Consider the following 18721-nt stretch of genomic DNA (forward strand, 5'->3'; position numbering starts at 1 on the left):
CAACCATGCCGTACGTGAATATCAAGGTCACCGATGAAGGGGTCACCCCGGAGCAGAAGGGGCAGTTGATCAAGGGCGTCACCGATCTGCTGTTCGAGGTGCTCGGCAAGTCGCCCGACAGCACCTATGTGGTGATCGACGAAGTGGCGCTCACGGATTGGGGTGTCGGCGGGGTCAACGTCGCGGAGTATCGCGCGCGACGCGCGGCCCGCGACTGAGTGCGCGGCGGTGCGCCGGGCGTGGGTTCTCCCGCGCCCGGCGCACCGCTGTGTCAGGCCGGGCCGTCGAACGGCACCGAGGCGTCGAGGGCGAACCAGCCCATCGGGATTCGCTTCGAGCCGCTCACGAAGTAGCTCGGCCCCAGCCACAGATCCGGTTCGACCTCGCGCAGTTCGTCGTAGATCCGCCGGGCGGGCCTGCGCGAACCGACCCGCGGATCGTCGTAGTCGAACAGCACCGCCGGACGCCCGTCGAGCACGGAAGCACCCACGGTCGCCACGAAATTCAGGGCCCGCATCCCGCCCAGCAGGCGGAAGACGTTGTGTCCCACCGCCATCTCGCCGTCCACGTGACGAAACGACTTCGCCACCCAGAAATACGACGGCCGCGCCATCACCGGCCCGAGCACGCGTTCGGCGGACCCGGGGAACGATCGCATGGTCACATCACCGTCCAGCCGGGCGAAATCGCTCGCCGTCACCTCGGGCGCCGAGTCGAACATCGCGCGGAACCCGGTGCGGCCGGCCCGCGACAGCGCGTCCAGGCGGGGGCGGCGGTCCGAGGGCACACGGACCGGCATCAGACCGGCGGCGGACAACGGTGTCGGTGTCATGAGCGGACTCGATTCTGTCGGAGCATGCCTTCGCATAGTGCCAACATTCGGTGCCTCGCGGCACCGGAATCGAGAGCCCGCCGATGATCGGCCGCCGCCACGACGAAGGCGGTGCCCCGGCAATCCGGGGCACCGCCTTCGTCGTCTGTCGCGAGCGAGCTCAGGCGCGCAGCGCGTAGGGCTCGATCGCGCCGCGCTCGAGAGCGCGCGCGTCGATGGTCTCGGCGCGGTAGGGGAGCAGGGCCAGGCGGTCGGTCATGCCGCGGACCGGGTCCTCGATCTTCTCGTTCAGGCCGAACAGGAAGGTCCACTCGTGCTCGTCGCTGCCGTAGGGGACCACGGTGGCGAACTGCTCGTGGAACCGACCCCACGACCGCTTGAGGGTCTCGTTGCGCCACATGGTCGCGCAGCCGGCCTGGGCCGACAGCACGCCGCCGGGCGCCAGCAGTGCCTTACATCGGGACAGGAACTCCGACTCGTAGAGGCGATTGTGCTGGGCGTCCTCGACCCGCTCGTCGGGCAGATCGATGACGATCACGTCGTAACGGGTGCCCGCCTCCTGCGCGTTGGCCAGGAAGTCCCAGCCGTCGGCGTAGTGCACGTGCACCGGGCCCTCACCGGCGACCGCGGCCGCCAGTTCCTCGGGGGTGTAGCCGTAGGGCAGGTGCCGGGCGCACAGCTCGACCTCGCGCTGGTCGATATCGACGTGATCGACCAGGGTCGCCCCCGCCGCCACCGACATCTGCGAGGCCACGCCCTCACCGGAACCGATGATCAGCACCCGGTCCAGCTTCTCGGCCAGCACGAACGCCGGGACCATCATGGCCTCGTGGTAGGTGACCTGGGAGAACTCGGTGGACTGGCGGTCGTCGTCGGAGAACAGGGAGATGCCCTGATCGGTGCGCGCGATCACCATGTGCTGGAACGGGGTGTTCGTGTCCACGATCACCTCGTGCAGATCCCAGATCCGGGTCAGGCCGTCGCCCACCGGTTCGTAGATCTTCTCGGCCCCGTGGCCGCGCTGGACGACCTTCATCCGAACATCCTTGGGAGACAACTTGTCTCGCAGGAGTTCTACCGCCTTCGTCGCGCCCGCGCCGATGCTGCCGCAGGTGAAGACGTCGACGAAGATGTCGCCGGACTCCGGATAGGTGTGAATCGAGGCGTGGGACTCCGACAACAGGGCGAGGACGGTCACCCCCTGCGGATCGAACTTTTTGTGAACGACATCGCAGATGGTGACGCCCGCCGCGATCAGAGACTCACGCAACGCCGATTCGAGTCGTTCGAGATCGTCACACAGGTCTGTGTCGACACCACCGAACTCGGCCAGCACGTGCCAGCCGGTGAATTCCGCCGTCATGGGCAAACTCACTCTCGCTCAGCGCCCGAGACATGAACGGTCAAGGGCGGAAAACCATTGAAGGACACCGACGAATAACTCGCGGTATAGGCGCCGGTGTCGAGGATCTGGATCTGATCACCGGCTCGCAACGTGGTCGGCAGAAGGACCTTCGTGCGTTGATACAGTACATCGTCGCCGTCGCAGGTCGGACCCGCGACCACCGCCTCGTCGACCGGATCGCCGTCGCGATCGGTGACGAACCGGTAGGCGATGTACTCGTTCTCCGTCTCGGCCATACCGTTGTATCGGCCGATGTCGAGATACACCCAGCGCCGGCCATCCGGCGCGAATCGCACGCCGACGACCTCGGCGTGAATGGTGCCCGCGTTGCCCACCAGCGCGCGGCCGGGTTCGACGACCAGGCCGGTGGACTCGGGCAAAAACTGCGCGGCGGCCGCGGTCATGGCGGCCGCGATCGCGTCGAGCTCGGGGGCCGCGTCGGCGTAGGAGATCGGCAGACCGCCGCCCACGTTGACCGCGGCGACGTGAATGTCCTTGTCCGCCAACGCGGTCACGATCTCACCGGCCTGGCGGATACCGATCCGCCAGGCGGCCGGATCGAGCTGCTGGGAGCCGACGTGGAAGTACGGGCCACCCACCGCCAAGCCCAGATCGCGGGCGCGCACCAGCAGCCGCAGCGCCTCGCTGGGCGCGCAGCCGAACTTGGTGCCGAAGGGGGTGCGCGACTCCGGCGCCGAGGACAGGAACCGGCACTCGACCTCCGCGCCGGGCGCGTGCTCGGCGATGCGCAGCAGGTCGTCCTCGGTGTCGAAGGCGTAGCGGCGCACACCCAGGGCGAAGGCGCGCGCGATGTGGGCGCTCTTCTTGATGGGATTGCCGTAGCAGAGCTTGGCCGCGTCGATCCCCAGGCGCAGTGCCTGCTCGATCTCGCCGATGCTGGCGACATCGAACTCGGCGCCCTCGACGTCGAGCAGCGTCAGCAACTCGTCGACCGGTGCCGCTTTCACCGCGTACCTGATCCGGGTGCCCCGGCTGCGCCGCGCCGACACGGCGGCGGCGAGAGCTCGGTAATTGGCACGTACCCGCTCGGGGTAGATGACAAGGTACGGGGATTCGGGCATAGTTGAACTTTCGGTCGGCGGCCGGGAGAGAGTATCAGCGGCGCCTACCCAACAACGAATCCGTCAAACATTCGTCATTTTCGACGATAGGGAACGGGTATCAGTCAGCCCGCCGACACCGTGACCTCGTCGAACACCACCTCGCCCGCGGCGTCGGACTCCTCCAGATCGACGATGGCCGTCAGTGCCCAGCCGTGGTCGCCCGCGGGGTCGTCGAGGACCTGGCGCACATGCCAGAAACCGGGCCGCTGCTCCACCTGGAACAGCTGCGGGCCGCGGGCGTCGGGGCCGGTGCCGATCGTGGCGTACTCGTCGAAGTAGGGGGCGAAATCCTCGGCCCAGTCCGGGCCCGGGCTCAGCTCGTCGAGGTCGTACCAGCGCTGTCGCGAGGCGAGCTCGACCCGGCGGAACATGGCGTTGCGCACCATCACCCGGAAGGCGCGCTCGTTGGCCGAGATCGGGCGCACCGACTCCGCGCCGAAGGCGAGTTGCTCGGCGTCGTTCTCCGCGCCCGGATTGGTGAGCTGCTCCCATTCGTCGAGCAGGCTCGAATCCACCTGGCGGATCAGCTCGCCCAGCCACTCGACGAGATCGTCGAGCTCCTCGGTGCGGGCCGCGTCGGGCACCGTGCGGCGCAACGCGCGGTAGGCATCGGCGAGGTAGCGCAGCACCACACCCTCGGAGCGGGCGAGCTCGTAGAACGAGATCAGCTCGGCGAAGGTCATCGCGCGCTCGATCATGTCGCGCACCACCGACTTCGGCGACGGCGCGAACTCCGAGACCCACGGATGCCCGGCCCGGTAGGTCTCGAAGGCGGGCTCGATCAGCTCGGCCAGCGGCTTGGGCCAGGTGACCTCTTCCAGGAGCTCCATGCGCTCCTCGTATTCGATGCCGTCGGCCTTCATCTCGGCCACGGCGGCCCCGCGCGCCTTGTGCTGCTGGGCCATCAGCAGCTGCCGGGGGTCCTCCAGGGTCGCCTCGATCAGCGAGACGACATCGAGGGTGTAGGTGGGGCTGTCGCGATCGAGCAGTTCGAAGGCCGCCAGCGCGAACGGCGAGAGCGGCTGATCGAGAGCGAAGTCACGCTGGAGGTCGACGGTGAGCCGGGCCATCCGACCCTGCGCGTCGGGCTCGGAGAGTTGTTGCACCACACCGGCATCGCGCAGCGCCCGGTAGAGCCGGATGGCACGCAGGATGTGTTTGCGCTGGGCCGGGCGCGGCTCGTGGTTGTCCTCGAGCAGGTGGCGCATGGCGTCGAAGCAGTTGCCTGGCCGGGCGATCACGTTGAGCAGCAGCGCGTTGGTCACCGCGAAACGTGACACCATCGGCTCGGGCTGCGCGGCAACGAGCCGGTCGAAGGTCTCCTCGCTCCAGGACACGAAACCCTCGGGCGGCTTGCGGCGCTGCACCTTTCGCTGCTTCTTCGGATCGTCGCCCGCCTTGGCGATCAGGCGCGCGTTCTCCACCTCGTGCTCGGGCGCCTGCACGACGACGGTGCCCATGGTGTCGAATCCGGCGCGGCCGGCGCGGCCGGCGATCTGATGGAACTCGCGGGCCTTGAGCCTGCGGGTCCGCACCCCGTCGAACTTGGTGAGCCCGGTCAGCAGCACCGTGCGGATCGGCACGTTGATGCCGACGCCGAGGGTGTCGGTGCCGCACACCACCTTCAGCAGGCCGTCCTGGGCGAGCTTCTCCACCAGCCTGCGGTACTTGGGCAACATGCCGGCGTGGTGGACGCCGATACCGTGGCGGATCAGCCGCGAGAGGGTCTTGCCGAAGCCGGCGGCGAAGCGGAATTCGCCGATGGCGGCGGCGATCGCGTCCTTCTCGGCGCGGGTGGCGAAGTTCACGCTGGTCAGCGCCTGGGCGCGTTCCAGCGCGGCGGCCTGGGTGAAGTGCACGACATACACCGGCGCCTGATGGGTGGTCACCAGCTCTTCGAGCGTCTCGGTGACGGGGGTGCGCACATACGAGAACGTCAGGGGGACAGGGCGTTCGGTGCCCGCGACCACCGCGGTCGAGCGGCCGGTGCGGCGCTCGAGATCCTCGGCGAAGAAGTCGACCTCGCCCAGCGTCGCCGACATCAGCAGGAACTGCGCGCGCGGCAGCTCGATGATCGGCACCTGCCAGGCCCAGCCGCGATCGGGATCGGCGTAGAAGTGGAACTCGTCCATCACCACCTGGCCGACCTCGGCGGCCGCGCCCTCGCGCAGTGCCAGGTTCGCCAGGATCTCCGCCGTCGCGCAGATGATCGGGGCGTCGGCGTTGACCGCGGCGTCGCCGGTGACCATGCCGACGTTCGTCGCGCCGAACACCTCGCACAGCGCGAAGAACTTCTCGCTGACCAGCGCCTTGATCGGCGCGGTGTAGTAGCTGCGCTGCCCGTTGGCCATCGCGAACAGGTGCGCGCCGACCGCGACCAGGGACTTGCCCGATCCGGTCGGCGTCGCCAGGATCACGTTGGATCCCGAGGCCAGCTCCATGAGCGCCTCGTCCTGCGCCGGATACAGGGGCGTGCCCTGCTCGGCGGCCCACGCCGCGAACGACTCGTAGAGCGCGTCGGCGTCGGTCCCGGGGATTTCGAGCAGGTCGGTCAGATCCACTCCGACCACCCTAGTGGGCGAGGCGGGCGTCGCCGTGCCCAGACCTGCGCACGGCCCGGCGGTTCAGTCCTCGCTGTCGCGGGAGGTGTCGCCGTAACCGCCCTGTTCGGCGAGGAAGCGCTCGAACTCGGCGCCGAGCTCCTCGCCGCTGGGCAGTTCACCGTCGCCCGCCAGCAGGCTGGACTGGCTCTCCTGGGCGGTGACGAAACTGTCGTACTGGCGTTCCAGCGCCGTCACGACCGTCTCGACCTCCTCGTTGCCGGCGATGTGCTCGGCGACCTGCTCGCGCACCCGCGCGGCGGCCTCGCCCAGCGCGGTGAGCGGCAGTTCGAGGCCTGCGCTGTCGGCGACGTTCTCCAGCAGGGTCTGGGCGGCCTCGGGATAGTCGGTCTGGGCCAGATAGTGCGGCACGTGCACGGAGAACCCGAGCGATTCGTGTCCGTGCTGGGCCATCCGGAATTCGAGCAGCGAGGACGCGCTGCCGGGCACCTGCAGCTCACCGGGCCAGCGCTGGTGATCGCCGATCAGCGAACGGTCCGAGGAGTGCGCGGTGACGCCGAGCGGACGGGTGTGCGGGATCGCCATCGGGATCGCCGACAGGCCGATCGTGCGGCGCACGCCGAGCTGTTCGGCCAGCAGCCGCACCGCGGTGGTGAACTTCTCCCAGCGCAGATCCGGTTCCAGGCCGGCCAGCAGCAGGAACGGGGTGCCGGCGGTGTCGCGCAGCGCCCACAGGTTCAGCTCGGGTTCGGCGTACTCGGCGAAATGATCGGTCTTGAACGTCATCAGCGGACGGCGCGAGCGGTAGTCGAGCAGCTCGTCGACGTCGAAGGAAGCGACGAGTTCGGATTCCAGGCTCTCGCGCAGGTGGGTGGTCGCCAGGCGCACGGCGTGACCGGCGTCGGTGAAACCTTCCAGGCCGTGCACCAGCACGGGACCGGCGCCGTCGTCCGACGACAGCTGCGGTGCCGGGAACTCCAGCTCGTACATGTGCGACTGATCATCCATCGCGTACTCCTTCCTGCGCGGTCCACCAACGCTCGCGGCGGGGGAGGCGTTTCTCCATTGTCCCCCACGCGAGCAGACGCATCGCACACGGCCGGAGGACGGCTCGTCCTGCTACACAACAGCCACCGCTGCCTCGACATTCCCGTGCGGCGTGGCGATGACGCCCCGACCGGCCCGGTGGGGCACAGTGGGAGGGGTGAACGTGGCGGAGACGACACCGGCCCACGGCGGCGATCGGGTCCGGCGCCCCGGGCAGCGGCGCCGGACCCTCGCCTGCTCGGTGGTGCTCGCCGGGCTGGCGCTGACCGGGTGCGGACAGAGCATCGACGGCACGCCGGTCGCCCAGAGCGCGATCGCGGTGCGGCACATCGACGGCGCGCTCGCCGATCTGCTGCCCACCGCCCAGCAGTTCCCGGCCCGCTACCCGGCCGTCGTCCTGCCCCCGCAGGCCGCGGCCGCGGCGGCGGGCGATCTGGACGGGGTGGGGGCGGGCGCCACCGTCCGCCCGGCGAAGTGCACGCCGCCGGACCCCGAGCCCGGCGCCGAACCGGCCGCGGTCGCGGTCGGCAACGACGACGCGAGCCGGGCCACGCTCACCGTCGAACTCTCGCGCACCACCGAGGCGCCAGCGCGCCTGCGAGACCGCCTCGCCGGGTGCGAGCAGATCCGGGTCAGCCGGGCGGGCGCGGAATCGACCGTCACGACCGTGCTCGACACCACGAGCCCGACGGGCGCCGACGACGCGGTGTCGTTGCGGCGCACTGTCGTTCCCGACGTCGGCGGGGCCGGGCTGACCCAGACCATGCAGACCACGATCGGGCAGATCGGCGACGTGCGGATCACGGTGACGTCGATGACCTTCGGCGCGGGCCTGCCCGACCAGCAGGCCGTCGCGGAGATGTTCGCGACCGCCGTGCGCCGGGTCCGCGGGGCCTGACCCGCGGCCCTAGCACGCGGGGGTGACAGGTTCGGTCCGGGCGCGACGCCGGGACCGGGATCGCTCCCCAGCCGCGGGGCCGTCAACAGGGCAGCACAACGCCCAGGTCGGGCGCCCGGTGCCGTCGGGGGCCACGGGCACGGTGGAGCCATGACATCGTCGACGAACTCCACCCGCCGGGCCACTCGCTCCGGACCCTTTCCCCGGGCACTCACCTGCGCCGAATCCACCCCCGGCTACCCCGCCGGACCACCGCAGCCGTCGCTGCGGGTGGACGATCCCGGCGAGCTCATCGCCGCCCTGCCCGCGATGCTCGGCTTCGTCCCCGAACGCTCGCTGGTCGTCGCCGTCCTGCACGAGGCGGCCCCGGGCGGGTCAACGGCGATCGAGGCGGTGGTGCGATTCGATCTGGACGCGCTCGCCGATCCGCACCGGATCGGCCAGTTCACCGCCTGCGTCGGATCGATCTGCCTGCGTGAGCATGCCGGCGGGGTGCTGGCGGTGTTCGTCGACGAGGCCGGGGGCGGGGTGATGCAGGCGCTTCGGGCCGCGTCGCTGCTCGAGGCACTCGGTGACGAGGGGATCGCCGTGTGCGGGGCCTGGTCGGTGCCCTCGATCGTGGCCGGGGCGCGCTTCCGCGACCTGTTCCATCGCGGCGCGGGCGGGGTCGTCGGTGATCCGGCGTCGTCGATGGTGGCGCTGTCCCACGTGCTCGACGGCAGACAGATCCGCCGCTCGCGCGGTGAACTCACCGCCCTGGTGCGGCCCGACCGACGACTGTGCGCCGAGGTGCGGCGCCGGCTCGGACCGGCCGTCGCGCGCTATCGCGGTGGCCTGTCCGCGGCGACACGGGCCGGGCACACGGTGGCCTATCAGCGCAGGGCGCTGGAATGGGTCCTGTGGCAGATCGCCGACGCCGCCTCCGGCGCGCCGCGTGCCGATCGCGAACTCGCGCAGCTGGCGGCCACGCTGCGCGACCGGCCGATCCGGGACGCGATGTACGGGCTGGCGCTGGGCGATCACGCCGAGGCCGCCGAACAGCTGTGGGCTCAACTCGCCCGGGCCACGCCCGGCGCCGACCGCGCCGAGGCCGCGGCACTGCTGGGCTTCAGCGCCTACCTGCGCGGGGACGGGCCGTTCGCCGGCGTCGCCCTCGCCGCGGCGGTGGAGGCCGATGCCACCCACCCGATGGCCGTGCTGCTGGAGACCTCGCTGCAGAGCGGGCTGCGGCCGGAACGGCTGCGCAAACTCGCGCAGTGCGGTCACCAGATCGCGGCTGATCTGGGGGTCGACATCGGCCCGCTCCACCGGTGAGGACGGCGAGCGGCGGAGATCAGCGCGCGCTGTGCGCCTTGTCGCCGAGCGACCGCAGGAATTCCCAGGCGTCGGAGACGATCTCGTCGAGATCGTTGTGCTCGGGCCGCCAGTCCAGCTCGGCGATCGCGCGGTCGCTGGAGGCGATGAGCACCGCCGGATCGCCCGGGCGGCGCGGCGCGTCGATCGCCTCGATCGGCAGGCCGGTCACCCGCTCGCACGCCGAGATCACCTCGCGCACCGAGAAACCGGTGCCCGAGCCGAGATTGAGGATCCGGTGGCTGCCGGGCTGCGACGAGGACAGCGCCAGCAGATGCGCCTGCGCCAGGTCGCGGATGTGGATGTAGTCACGCACGCATGTGCCGTCCGGCGTCGGCCAGTCGGTGCCGTAGACGGAGATGGCCTTGCGGTGGCCCAGCGCCACCTGCAACACGAGGGGGATCAGATGCGTTTCCACGACCCGGTTCTCGCCGAGACCGGCGTAGGCGCCCGCCACGTTGAAGTAGCGCAGGCTGGTCGCGGCCAGGCCGTGCGCTGCCGCGTAGGAGGTGATGGCGTGGTCGATGGCCAGCTTGCTCGCACCGTAGGGGTTGGTGGGGCGGGTCGGCGCCGACTCGGTGATCGGCACCTGCTCGGGTTCGCCGTAGGTCGCGGCGGTGGAGGAGAACACCAGGCGCGGGGTACCGGTCTCGCGGATCGCCTCGAGCAGGGTCAGCGTCTTGACGACGTTGCCGTGCCAGTACTTCTCCGGCTGCTCCACCGACTCGCCGACCAGCGACTGCGCCGCGAAATGCAGCACGCCGTCGAAGGATTCGGCGCGCAACAGCTCCGGCGCCGCGACGGCGATGTCGCCCTCGACGAAGCGGGCACCGGCCGGGACGCCGTCGGCGTTACCGGTCGACAGGTCGTCGACGACGACCACTTCGTTGCCCGCCTCGAGCAGGACGGCGGCGCACACGCCACCCACGTAGCCGGCGCCGCCGGTGACCAGAAGTTTCACGTATCAGACCAGCCTCACCTGGACGGCATGCGCCATCTCTTCGGACAGTTCGAAACCGTTGTGCCCCGGCACCGTGATCAGCACCGCACCCGGCTTGGTCTCGACGGTGACACGCGCGTCGGGCACCACACCCGCCTCGCGCAGCCTGCCGATGACCTCAGGGTCGGTCTGGATGTGCTCGGCCAGCCTGCGCACCACGACGGCGTGCAGCGCGCCGTTGGGCAGGTCGGACAGGCGCACCAGCGTCTCCTCGGCAGCGGGGGTATCGCCGAGGCCGAGCTCGTCCAGACCGGGAATGGGGTTGCCGTAGGGCGAGGTGGTCGGGTGGTTGAGCACCTCGATCAGGCGCCGCTCCACCTCCTCGCTCATCACGTGCTCCCAGCGGCACGCCTCGGCGTGCACGTTCTGCCAGTCGAGGCCGATGATGTCGACCAGCAACCGCTCGGCGAGCCGGTGCTTGCGCATCACCGCGACCGCCATGGCGCGGCCCTTGTCGGTCAGCTCGAGGTGGCGGTCACCCGCGACGAGCAGCAGGCCGTCGCGTTCCATCCGCGCGACCGTCTGGCTCACCGTCGGACCACTCTGCTCGAGCCGCTCGGCGATGCGTGCCCGCAGCGGCACCACGCCCTCTTCCTCGAGGTCGTAGATGGTACGGAGATACATCTCCGTGGTGTCGACCAGATCCTTCACCTGTTACCCCTTCGTCGGCACGAATTCTACCCACGCGCGAACGCCCGTCCGCCCGCCGGACCGGCGGCCCTATTTCTACTGCATGTCAACGCGTCACGGGGGTCGCTGCTTCCGACTAGCGTGGCGAGCATGGTCACGCCGCCGCACAGCGAAGAGCCCGGGACCGTCGTGTGGACCGAGCGATTCCTCGGCTACACCTGGAGTCCGGAGCACCCGATGAAACCGGCGCGCCTGCAGTTCACCATGTCGCTGGCCGAAAGTCTGGGCGTGCTCGACGGTGTCGAGCCGTTGGCACCTGCCGCGGCCACCCAGGCCGACCTGCTGCGGGTGCACAGCAGCGCCTATATCGAGGCGGTGCGGCGCGCCGGTGACGGACCACCGACGCCCGAGGACACGATGTACGGCTTGGGAACCGCCGACAACCCGATCTTCCCCCGCATGCACGAGGCGGCCTCGGTCATCGTGGGCGGTACCCTCGCCGCCGCCGGGGAGATCGCGGCCGGGCGGACCCGGCGGGCGGTGAGCATCGGTGGTGGCATGCATCACGCCATGCCCGACGCCGCGGCCGGCTTCTGCATCTACAACGACGCCGCGATCGCGATCTCGTGGCTGCTCGACCACGGCTTCGACCGTATCGCCTACCTCGATGTCGACGTCCACCACGGCGACGGCGTCCAGCGTGCCTTCTACGCCGATCCACGAGTGCTGACGATCTCGCTGCACCAGCATCCGGCGACGTTGTGGCCCAACACCGGCTGGCCCACCGAGACCGGGCTCGGCGCGGCGGAGGGCACCTCGATCAACCTGCCGCTGCTGCCCGGCACCCGGGATGCCCAGTGGTTGCGTGGATTCCACGCGGTCGTGCCCGGCGCGGTGGCCGCCTTCCGGCCGCAGATCATCGTCAGCCAGTGCGGGGTGGACACCCATCGCGAGGACCCGCTGGCCGACCTGGAACTCACCGTGGACGGCCAGCGCGCGGCCTTCCTGGCGATGCGCGAGCTGGCCGACCGCCATGCCGAGGGCCGCTGGCTGGCGATCGGGGGCGGGGGGTACGGCGTGGTGCGGGTGGTACCGCGCGCCTGGACGCATCTGCTCGCCGCGGCTCTGGACCGGCCGCTGGCGCCGGAGACGCCGGTCCCGGCCGGCTGGATCGACCAGGTCCGCGCCGCCGCGCCCCGGGTGCAGCCGCCGACCAGCATGGGCGACGGCGGCGACACCGCCTACCTGCCCTGGGACGGTCCCGGCGGCACCCCCGAGGTCGGCGACGCGGGCCAGATCCGGGCCCAGCGGGCGATCGACACCGCGATCACGGCCACCCGGCGGGCGAGCTTCGCCCTGCTCGGGCTCGACCCGGAGGACCCTCGTGACTGAGCCGCTGCTGCCCGACACCCCCGATACGCCCGCGAATCCGCCTGCGCCACCCCAACACTGGTACGGCGATGTGCTCGCCTCCGACGGAGGCGTGGTCCGCGTGCGCCCGATCGTGCCCGCCGACGCCCCGGCGCTGGCCACGTTCCACGCCGCGCTGTCGGATCGCACCCGGTATCTGCGCTATTTCGGTCCGTACCCGCGGATCTCGCCCAAGGACATGTACCGCACCACCCATGTGGACTACCACGATCGGGTCGGGCTGGTCGCCCTGCTCGGGGACGCGATCATCGGCGTCGCCCGCTACGAACTGCTCGATCGTCGAGGCCCGCGCGCCGCCGAGGTGGCCTTCGTGGTCGCCGACGAGCACCAGGGCCGTGGTCTGGGCTCGGTGCTGCTCGAGCACCTCGCCGGCGCGGCGGCCGAGAACGAGGTGATGGCCTTCGTCGCGGAGGTGCTCGCCGAGAACGAGGCGATGATCACCGTGTTCCGCGACGCCGGCTATCAGCTGCAGCGCAGTCGGGACGGCGCCGAGGTGCACCTGGAGTTCGCGATCGATCCCACCGAAGCGCTGCGCACCGTGCGGGATGCGCGGGAGGCGGCCTCGGAGGCCCGCAGCGTCGGCAACCTGCTGGCGCCCGGGTCGGTGGCGGTGATCGGCGCCTCGCCCGAGCGGACCAGGGTCGGTGGCGCCGTGCTGGCGAACCTGCTCGCCGGCGGCTTCAGCGGGCCGGTGTTCCCGGTGAACCCGAACCGCCGATCGGTGCGAGGCGTGCGCGCCTACGCCACGGTCCGCGAGATCCCCGACGAAGTGGACCTGGCGGTCGTCGCGGTGCCTCCGGCCGCGATCGGGTCGGTGCTCGACGACTGTATGGCCAAGGGGGTGAAGGGCCTGGTGGTGCTCACGGCCGGCTTCGGCGAGACCGGGCCCGAGGGCCTGGCCGCCGAACACGAGCTGGTCGCCGCGGCGCGCGGCCACGGTATGCGGGTGGTCGGGCCCAGCGCACTCGGCATCGCCAACACCGACCCGGCGGTGGGCCTCAACGCCACCCTGGCCCCGGTGCTGCCCGAGCGCGGGCGGATCGGGTTCTTCTGCCAGTCCGGCCCGCTCGGCGCGGCGATCCTGGGGGAGGCCGCGGCGCGCAATCTCGGCTTGTCGACGTTCGTGTCGGCGGGTAACCGCGCCGATGTCTCCGGCAACGATCTGCTGCAGTTCTGGGACACCGCCGCCGATACCGAGGTGATCCTGCTGTACCTGGAGAGCTTCGGTAATCCGCGCAAGTTCTCCCGGCTGGCCCGGCGGGTGGCGCGGGGCAAGCCGATCGTGGCGGTGAGCAGCGGCAGGCTGGCCGCGGGCGCCGATATGGATCGCACGGTGGTGCGTGACCTGTTCGCCCAGGCCGGGATCATCCAGGTCGACTCCATCTCGGAACTGTTCGACTGTGCGGCGCTGCTGGCGTGTCAGCCGTTGCCGCGCGGGCCACGGGTGGCGGTGGTCGGCAACAGCGCCGCGCTGAACTGGCTGGCCATCGATGCCGCGCACGGCGAAGGCCTGCGGGTGCGCCGGCCCGCCTCGGTCGTGGATCGTGGACCCGGTGTGCGGCCGACCGAGCGCACCGTCCACAGCGCGCCGGTCGACGGGCCGGTGGATCTGGGCCCGGAGGCGACCCCGGCCGACTACCGGGAGGCGGTGCAGGCCGCGCTGCGCAGTGACGAGGTCGACGCCGTGATCGTCGTCGTGGCCCCGCCGGTGCCGGTACCGATGGCCGGCTTCGCCGACGCGCTGCGGGCGGCGGCCGCGGCGGCGCCGGGCAAGGACAAACCGGTGCTGACCACCTTCGTCGCCGAGTCGGGCATTCCGAAGCTGCTGGCGGTGCGCACGACCGGTGGCGCGCCGGCCAGGGGCTCGATCCCGTCCTATCCGGACCCGGAACGCGCGGCCAGGGCGCTGGCCCGGGTCGAGCGGTACGCCCGCTGGCGGGACCGGCCGGTCTCCCCGGTCGTGCGACCGCCGGGCATCGACACCGCGGCGGCGGCGGACCTGGTGGCGGGCTGGCTGGCGGATTCGGGTGGGCGCTGGCTCACCGACGAGGAAACGGTGCGGCTGCTGGGCTGCTACGGCATCGACGTGGTCGAGTTCCGGGCGGTGCGCGACGCCGAGCAGGCAGTGGCGGCCGGCGAGGAACTGGGCTATCCGGTCGCGGCGAAGGCCACCGGGGAGTTGTGGCGGCGCAGGCCGGACCTGCTCGGGGTGCGCCTGGACCTGTGGACGCCCGACGCGGTCCGCCAGGCCTACACCGATCTGGTCGAGATCTGCGGCGATCCGCTGCTGCACGTGCAGAAGATGGCGACCAAGGGCATGGGCTGTGTTCTGCGCGTCACCGACGACCCCTCGTTCGGTTCGGTGATCGAATTCGGGCTCTCGGGCCTGATCATCGAGTTGCTCGGGGACCGCGCGTTCCGCGCGCTGCCGCTCACCGCCGAGGAATCCGTGGCCCTGATCGAGGCGCCACGCGCCGCGCCGCTGCTGTCCGGTGGGCAGGCCGGACCGGCGGTCGACAAGGCGGCGCTGGCCGGACTGGCGCAACGCATCTCGGCCCTGTTCGACGACATCCCGCAGATGCGCGAGTTGTCCTGCGATCCGGTGCTCGCGGCGCCGTCTTCGGCCGAGATCATCTACGCGCGCGCCCGGATCGGCCCGGAGCCGAGCCGGTTCGACACCGGTCCGCGCCGACTGGCCTGAGCGGGGGTCCCCGACGAACAACGCCGACCGGCTCGCGACCCCGGAGGGGAGAGGTCGCGGACACCGGTCGGCGTTTCGGCAGACGACCCCGCGGGGCCGTCGGGTTCTCGGAGATCAGCTGGCGTAGGCGCGCAGCCGATCGGCGCGCTCACCCTTGCGCAGCTTGGACATGACCTCGCGCTCGATCTGGCGGACCCGCTCGCGGGACAGCCCGAACAGCTTGCCGATCTGGTCCAGGGTGCGGGGCTGGCCGTCGTCGAGGCCGAAGCGCAGACGGATGACCTGCTGTTCGCGCTCGTCGAGGGTGGCCAGGACGCTGCGCACGTCGTGGTGCAGCAGGCCGGCGATGACCGCGCTTTCGGCGGAGGTGGCCTCGGAGTCCTCGATGAAGTCGCCCAACGGGGCTTCCTCGTCGTTGCCGACCGGCATGTCGAGGCTGACCGGGTCGCGGCTGTGATCGAGCAGGTCGGCGATCTTCTCCACCGGGATGCCCGACTCGTTGGCGAGTTCGGCGTCGGTGGCCTCGCGGCCGAGCTGCTGATGCAGTTCACGCTTGATCCTGGCGAGCTTGTTGACCTGCTCGACCAGGTGCACGGGGAGCCGGATCGTACGGCTCTGATCGGCCATGCCGCGGGTGATGGCCTGGCGGATCCACCACGTGGCGTAGGTGGAGAACTTGAAGCCCTTGGCGTAGTCGAACTTCTCCATCGCGCGGATCAGTCCGAGGTTGCCCTCCTGGATCAGGTCGAGCAGCGGCATACCGCGGCCGGTGTAGCGCTTGGCCAGTGAGACGACCAGGCGCAGGTTGGCCTCGAGCAGATGCGAGCGGGCGGCCTGCCCCTCGCGGACCAGAATCGCCAGATCACGCTTGCGGGTCGCCGATAACCGCTTACCCGTCTCGAGCAGGTGCTGGGCATACAGGCCCGCCTCGATACGCTTGGCCAACTCGACCTCGTCGGCCGCCGTGAGCAGTGCCGTGCGGCCGATTCCGTTCAGGTACACGCGTACCAGGTCGGCGGCCGGGCTCTGGGCGTCGATATCGGACTCGCTGGGGCGCACACGAGTAGTGGCGGGGCTTGTCATGACTTGCCTCCTGTCGGTGGTGTCTCACTCCGATCAACGGACCCGACTTAGAGAAAGTTCCCGATCGCGCTGGTGATAAACCGCTCTGAGCTGCGTGTTCCCACCTGTACGGCTGAGAAGTTCCTGAGAAGAGCACCGTGGCCGGAACTCGGCCCCCACCGCCGGTCGGCTCAGACGGGTCGCACCAATCCGTGGCGCACCAGACCGGCCACGACACCGAGTGCCTGGGCGGCGAACTCCGGGGTCACCTGATCGGCGCCCTCGGCGAGGGCCAGCAGTTCGAGCAGTTCGTACAACGGCAGACCGTCCGGTCGCATTCCCGCGATCAGGGCCACCGTGGACTCGTCGACCTCGTGCTGCCAGCGCGGACCGTCGCCGCGATGCAGCCGCGCGACCTGCTCCTCCCACCCGTGCTCGCCGGGCAGATACACCCGTTCCAGGGCGGTGGCCGGGCTCGGGGCGAAACGGGAGGTCCAGGCGAGGCGGTCGTCGGCGGCCACGGCGCGCAGCCAGGCCGAGCGGGCGAAGTAGGCGGGCGCCTCGTCGCCGAGCGGATCGTCGAAGCCGTGGGTGAGGTCCTCGGCCATCAGCTCGGTCGGCCCGTCGATGGCGTGCAGGTAGACGAACCCGAACCCGATGCCCTCGACATCGGCGGCCTCGAACGCCGCCAGCCACGCCTCGGCCCTGGCCTGGGCGGCCGGGTCGCGCGGGTCCAGCCCGGCGTCGCGCAGCCAGGTACCCACATAGAGTGCCGGATCGGCGACGTCGCGCTGCACGACCCAGGCGTCGACGCCGTGGGCGGGCAGCCACGACGACACCCGCTGCCGCCAGTCCTGGCCCTCGATATGCACCCAGGCGGCGAGCATGGCCGCGGTGCCACCGGGGGCCAGCAAGCCGGGCGCCTGCCCGATCACCAGCTCGCTGGCGCCGTCCAGCGCGAGCCCGGAGTCGCGGTAGGTGTGCTCGATGCGCGCGGGGCCCACCACGAACGGGGGATTGGCCACGATCTGATCGAAGGTGCGGCCCGCGACCGGCTCGAACCAGGACCCTTCGAGCAGTTCGATGTCGAGTTCGTTCAGCGCGGCGGTGGCCTCGGCCAGCCACAGCGCCCGGGAGTTGACATCGGTGGCGGTGACCCGGCCCGCGTAGCTCGCCGCGTGCACGGCCTGCACGCCGCAGCCGGTGCCCAGGTCCAGCAGGGTGCCCACCGGTTCGGTCGGCGTGGCGCGCAGCAGCGACAGCGAGGCGTGCCCGACCCCGAGCACATGGTCCTCGGTGAGGGTGCGCCTGCGCATCGAATCGTCGAGGTCGGACAGGATCCAGCGGGTGCCGGCGCCGGTGTCGAGCGGGCGCAGATCCAGTGCGGCCCTGAGCTCGTCACCGTCGCGGGCCAGCAGACCCGCCGCGACGGCGTCGTCGATCCGGACCGGCGACAGCGCGGCGGCGACCTCGCGTGCGGGCAGCGCGTCACCGAGCAGCAGCAGCCGGATCAGCGTGCCCAGCTCGCCCGCCGCACGTGCCACCCGGCGCACGGGCACCGGCTCGGAGCGGCCCAGCGCGGCGTGCACGTCGGGACCCAGCGCCTCCACCAGTGTGTCGGCGTCGTAGCCGACGCGGATCAACGCCGTGCGCAGGTCCGGGCACAGCGCGGTGAGCAGGGAACCGGTGGCGGTGGGGTTCGTAGACACCCGCCTACTGTGCCAGGGCGGCGCGTGCCCGGATCGACCAGCTACGGCCGCGTGTCGCGCGCCACGCCGGACATGCGACCGCAGGCCGTCGGCGGATGCGTCCCCCGGCGGGTGGTCGACGGTGTCGCTACCCCGCCCGGGTGATGCGCCCGGGGCACTCGGCCGCCGGGCGAACGCGCGACAGTGACGAAGGTGGGCCCGGTTGCCGCTGTGTCAGCCGGTATAGGGGTCACGGCCGGTGACGCAGTAGACCGCGGAACCGGGGTCGCGCAGCACGATCCAACGTTCGCCGTCGGCGACCCGGGTGGCGCCCAGGGATTCGTGCCAGGCGGCGGTGGCGGCGATGTCCGAGGAGGCCAGGTCGGGGTGGGCGCCGGCGGGCCGGGCCTCGTCGAGACGCTGGAGCAGCAAGTGCAGCGGCTGGTCGGGGCCACGCAGGCGGGAGAATTCGGGGCGGCGGCCCGGCTGGTGGGTCCAGCCGGTCAGCGCTCGCCAGAACACGGTGTCGGTCGCGATGTCGGCGGGGGACAGGTCGAGGCAGATCTGATCGAGGCGAGTCACGGTGCCGTCCGGCGCGGTCGAGACGACGACCGGCGGCGGCGTCTCGTCCTCGGGCGCGGGGGCATCGGCGTGCACCGGGGTGAAGCAGAATGTCTGTCCGGCGGGCGATTCCAGCACGGTGTAGTCGCGTTCGACCGTGACGACCCGGGCGCCGAGATCGGTCGCGGTCGCCATCGCGGCGGGGATGTCGTCGACATCGAGATCGAGGTGGACGCCGCCGTCGCCACCGACGCGCTGCATCTTGAGCCAGGCGGGACCGGCGGCCGGGAGCAGGGTGACGAATTCGCCCTGCGCGCCACGAGGTTCGGACACGGTGGAGCCGGTGACCGTCGCCCAGAACCGGACGCAGTCGTCGAAACCGGCGGCGGGGCGGTCGAGAAAGGCCCACGTCCAGCGAATCATGCTGT

General features: G+C 71.1%; 15 protein-coding genes. 5 read left to right on the top strand and 10 right to left on the bottom strand.

Going from position 1 to position 18721, the window contains the following annotated elements; translation table 11 throughout:
* Positions 1-5 precede the first annotated feature (5 nt).
* Entirely contained in the window at positions 6-218 is a 213-nt protein-coding gene (locus tag ACIO52_RS12670) for a 4-oxalocrotonate tautomerase family protein (RefSeq protein ID WP_218716504.1), read from the top strand.
* A gap of 53 nt (positions 219-271) precedes the next feature.
* Here ACIO52_RS12670 and ACIO52_RS12675 read toward each other — a convergent pair whose 3' ends face one another.
* From ACIO52_RS12675 to ACIO52_RS12695, 5 genes are all read right to left on the bottom strand, one after another.
* Positions 272-832 (bottom strand): hypothetical protein, encoded by a 561-nt coding sequence (locus tag ACIO52_RS12675; RefSeq protein WP_402643735.1) that lies wholly within the window; start codon positions 830-832, stop codon positions 272-274.
* A 160-nt stretch (positions 833-992) separates the two neighbouring features.
* Positions 993-2195 carry an adenosylmethionine decarboxylase gene (gene speD, locus ACIO52_RS12680; RefSeq protein WP_218716506.1) on the bottom strand — a complete coding sequence of 401 codons (1203 nt, stop codon included), beginning with the start codon at positions 2193-2195 and terminating at the stop codon, positions 993-995.
* An 8-nt stretch (positions 2196-2203) separates the two neighbouring features.
* On the bottom strand, positions 2204-3319 hold the full coding sequence (locus ACIO52_RS12685) for a type III PLP-dependent enzyme (protein WP_402643737.1): 1116 nt from the start codon (positions 3317-3319) through the stop codon (positions 2204-2206).
* A gap of 104 nt (positions 3320-3423) precedes the next feature.
* On the bottom strand, positions 3424-5922 hold the full coding sequence (locus ACIO52_RS12690; protein ID WP_402643740.1) for a DEAD/DEAH box helicase: 2499 nt from the start codon (positions 5920-5922) through the stop codon (positions 3424-3426).
* Between the two features lie 63 nt (positions 5923-5985).
* A complete protein-coding gene (locus ACIO52_RS12695; protein ID WP_218716509.1) occupies positions 5986-6930 on the bottom strand; it encodes a PAC2 family protein in 945 nt (314 codons plus the stop codon).
* Between the two features lie 196 nt (positions 6931-7126).
* Between ACIO52_RS12695 and ACIO52_RS12700 the strand changes: the two genes are divergently transcribed.
* Positions 7127-7867, top strand: a complete 741-nt coding sequence (locus ACIO52_RS12700) for a sensor domain-containing protein (RefSeq protein ID WP_402643744.1) — start codon at positions 7127-7129, stop codon at positions 7865-7867.
* A gap of 150 nt (positions 7868-8017) precedes the next feature.
* Entirely contained in the window at positions 8018-9181 is a 1164-nt protein-coding gene (locus tag ACIO52_RS12705) for a DUF4192 domain-containing protein (protein WP_316575483.1), read from the top strand.
* A 19-nt stretch (positions 9182-9200) separates the two neighbouring features.
* Here ACIO52_RS12705 and galE read toward each other — a convergent pair whose 3' ends face one another.
* Both galE and ACIO52_RS12715 read right to left on the bottom strand, forming a co-directional pair.
* Positions 9201-10181, bottom strand: coding sequence for a UDP-glucose 4-epimerase GalE (gene galE / locus ACIO52_RS12710; RefSeq protein ID WP_218716922.1), 981 nt, complete (start codon positions 10179-10181; stop codon positions 9201-9203).
* Between the two features lie 3 nt (positions 10182-10184).
* Entirely contained in the window at positions 10185-10871 is a 687-nt protein-coding gene (locus ACIO52_RS12715; RefSeq protein WP_218716923.1) for a metal-dependent transcriptional regulator, read from the bottom strand.
* 129 nt (positions 10872-11000) lie between these two features.
* On the opposite strand from ACIO52_RS12715, the gene ACIO52_RS12720 reads away from it, so the two are divergent.
* On the top strand, positions 11001-12242 hold the full coding sequence (locus ACIO52_RS12720) for an acetoin utilization protein AcuC (RefSeq protein WP_218716924.1): 1242 nt from the start codon (positions 11001-11003) through the stop codon (positions 12240-12242).
* Positions 12235-14982, top strand: a complete 2748-nt coding sequence (locus ACIO52_RS12725) for a GNAT family N-acetyltransferase (protein ID WP_402643749.1) — start codon at positions 12235-12237, stop codon at positions 14980-14982. The genes ACIO52_RS12720 and ACIO52_RS12725 overlap by 8 nt, the downstream gene beginning before the upstream one ends.
* Positions 14983-15096: 114 nt before the next feature.
* On the opposite strand, the gene ACIO52_RS12730 is transcribed toward ACIO52_RS12725, so the two are convergent.
* The 3 genes from ACIO52_RS12730 to ACIO52_RS12740 form a co-directional block, all read right to left on the bottom strand.
* Positions 15097-16065: a sigma-70 family RNA polymerase sigma factor gene (locus tag ACIO52_RS12730; protein WP_022566390.1), complete on the bottom strand. Its 969-nt coding sequence runs from the start codon at positions 16063-16065 to the stop codon at positions 15097-15099.
* Between the two features lie 170 nt (positions 16066-16235).
* Entirely contained in the window at positions 16236-17753 is a 1518-nt protein-coding gene (locus ACIO52_RS12735) for a methyltransferase (protein WP_218716926.1), read from the bottom strand.
* Positions 17754-17966: 213 nt separating this feature from the next.
* Positions 17967-18716, bottom strand: a complete 750-nt coding sequence (locus ACIO52_RS12740) for a VOC family protein (RefSeq protein ID WP_218716927.1) — start codon at positions 18714-18716, stop codon at positions 17967-17969.
* Positions 18717-18721 lie beyond the last annotated feature (5 nt).

It is taken from the genome of Nocardia sp. NPDC087230 (genome assembly GCF_044744725.1).
Taxonomy (GTDB): Bacteria; Actinomycetota; Actinomycetes; order Mycobacteriales; family Mycobacteriaceae; genus Nocardia; species Nocardia canadensis.

Coding starts and splice junctions, on each gene's coding strand:
- ACIO52_RS12675 (WP_402643735.1), bottom strand. CDS start 832: ATGACACCGACACCGTTGTCCGCCGCCGGTCTGATGCCGGTCCGTGTG.
- ACIO52_RS12705 (WP_316575483.1), top strand. CDS start 8,018: ATGACATCGTCGACGAACTCCACCCGCCGGGCCACTCGCTCCGGACCC.
- ACIO52_RS12695 (WP_218716509.1), bottom strand. CDS start 6,930: ATGGATGATCAGTCGCACATGTACGAGCTGGAGTTCCCGGCACCGCAG.
- ACIO52_RS12740 (WP_218716927.1), bottom strand. CDS start 18,716: ATGATTCGCTGGACGTGGGCCTTTCTCGACCGCCCCGCCGCCGGTTTC.
- ACIO52_RS12730 (WP_022566390.1), bottom strand. CDS start 16,065: ATGACAAGCCCCGCCACTACTCGTGTGCGCCCCAGCGAGTCCGATATC.
- speD (WP_218716506.1), bottom strand. CDS start 2,195: ATGACGGCGGAATTCACCGGCTGGCACGTGCTGGCCGAGTTCGGTGGT.
- ACIO52_RS12670 (WP_218716504.1), top strand. CDS start 6: ATGCCGTACGTGAATATCAAGGTCACCGATGAAGGGGTCACCCCGGAG.
- ACIO52_RS12685 (WP_402643737.1), bottom strand. CDS start 3,319: ATGCCCGAATCCCCGTACCTTGTCATCTACCCCGAGCGGGTACGTGCC.
- ACIO52_RS12720 (WP_218716924.1), top strand. CDS start 11,001: ATGGTCACGCCGCCGCACAGCGAAGAGCCCGGGACCGTCGTGTGGACC.